This is a genomic window from Streptococcus sp. GMD4S, assembly GCF_000296955.1.
The window spans coordinates 1-2,063 of the sequence record NZ_AJRE01000174.1; the positions used below are offsets into that span (position 1 = coordinate 1).

Genomic DNA, 2,063 nt, shown 5'->3' on the forward strand with positions numbered 1-2,063 from the left:
TTGATATGAAACGCCTCAAAAACGTACTTGTTTCCTACAAGGAAAAGGGGATTTATTTTGCAGTGGCTTCAGGTCGTGGTATCCTGTCCCTGAAAAAGTTGTTTGCAGATGTGCGTGATGAAGTGATTTTTATAGCTGAAAATGGGAGCTATGTTGAGTTTCATGGTGAGGATATGTATGAGGCTACTATGTCTCGGGATTTTTACTTGAGCACTTTTGAAGCTTTAAAGAAATCACCCTATTTTGATGAAAGAAAAATGCTCTTGACTGGGAAAAAAGCTTGTTATGTATTGGATACAGTGGATGAGATCTATCTGATGTTTAGTCGTCACTACAATGAAAACATTCAAAAAGTAGCGAGTTTAGAAGATATCACGGATGAGATTTTTAAATTCACCACCAACTTCACAGAAGAAACGATAGAAGTTGGTGAGGCCTGGGTCAACGAAAATGTTCCTGGTGTGAAAGCCATGACAACTGGTTTTGAATCCATTGATATTGTCTTGGACTATGTTGATAAGGGTGTAGCTATTGTTGAGCTGGCAAAAAAACTTGGTCTGACCATGGATCAGGTCATGGCTTTTGGCGATAATCTCAATGACCTTCACATGATGCAGGTAGTGGGGCACCCCATCGCTCCTGAAAATGCGCGACCAGAGATTTTAGAATTAGCAGAGACAGTGATTGGCCACCATAAGGACCAATCAGTGATGACTTATATGGAGGGCTTATAATGGCAGATATTAAATTGATTGCACTGGATTTGGACGGTACTTTGCTGACAACGGATAAAAAGCTGACAGATCGTACCAAGGAGGTCCTCAAAGCTGCGCGTGACCGTGGCATCAAGGTCGTTCTGACAACGGGACGTCCTCTGAAAGCTATGGATTTCTTTCTCCATGAGCTAGGGACTGACGGTCAGGAGGATGAGTACACCATCACCTTTAATGGTGGTCTGGTACAGAAAAATACTGGAGAGATTCTCGATAAAACCGTCTTTTCAATCGATGATGTGGCACGTTTGTACGAGGAAACTGAAAAACTCGGACTTCCGTTAGATGCTATTTCAGAAGGAACCGTCTATCAAATCCAGTCGGACCAAGAAAGTCTCTATGCTAAGTTCAACCCAGCCTTGACTTTCGTACCTGTCGCTTTTGAGGATCTATCTAGTCAGATGACGTATAACAAATGTGTGACTGCCTTTGCCCAAGAACCTTTGGATACAGCGATTCAACAGATTTCTTCTGAATTGTTTGACCAATATGAGATCTTCAAATCGCGTGAACTCTTATTGGAATGGTCACCGAAAAATGTCCACAAGGCAACAGGTTTAGCGAAATTAATTAAACACTTAGGAATCGACCAAAGTCAAGTCATTGCTTGTGGGGACGAGGCCAATGACCTTTCCATGATTGAGTGGGCAGGTCTGGGAGTTGCCATGCAAAATGCAGTTCCAGCAGTTAAGGCAGTTGCCAATGTCATTACCCCAATGACCAACGACGAGGAAGCCGTTGCCTGGGCTATCGAAGAATACGTGCTAAAGGAGAACTAGAATATGGGATTATTTGACCGTCTATTCGGAAAAAAAGAAGAGCCGAAAATCGAAGATATCGTAAAAGAAGCTCTGGAAAATCTTGATTTGTCAGAAGAGGTTGAAGAAAACCAAACTTCAGTCGAAGAAACTTCTCAGGAAGAGACAGCAAGAGACAAAGTGGAAGAAACACCTGCTCAAGAAGAAACCCCTCAGATCTTGACAGAAGAAGTTATTGAACCAGAAGCAGTTGAGGAAACGGTTCAAGAAGAGGTTGATGAGACAGAGCAAGGCCAAGAACCTGAAGAATTTTTCGAAGAAGAGAGCCAAGAATCTCTAGAAACTGGAGAAGAGCTAGGGGCTGAAGACGTAGGAGAAGAAAGTCACCAGTCTGAAGAAACGGTTCAGGAAAAATATGACCGCAGTCTCAAAAAGACGCGTACCGGATTCGGTGCTCGTTTGAATGCCTTCTTTGCCAACTTCCGTTCTGTCGATGAAGAATTCTTCGAAGAATTGGAAGAACTGCTCATCA

At 42.8% G+C, this 2,063-nt stretch carries 2 protein-coding genes and 1 pseudogene; all 3 read left to right on the forward strand.

All coding sequences use genetic code 11. From position 1 onward, the window contains the following. The coding region (locus tag GMD4S_RS08295) for an HAD-IIB family hydrolase (protein ID WP_000112237.1) at positions 1-734 on the forward strand (734 nt) is incomplete at its 5' end. Beyond that, entirely contained in the window at positions 734-1,552 is an 819-nt protein-coding gene (locus GMD4S_RS08300; protein ID WP_000763426.1) for a Cof-type HAD-IIB family hydrolase, read from the forward strand. The genes GMD4S_RS08295 and GMD4S_RS08300, both read left to right, overlap by 1 nt. A 3-nt stretch (positions 1,553-1,555) precedes the next feature. After that, positions 1,556-2,063, forward strand: a pseudogene (locus GMD4S_RS08305) (signal recognition particle-docking protein FtsY); the annotation flags it as partial.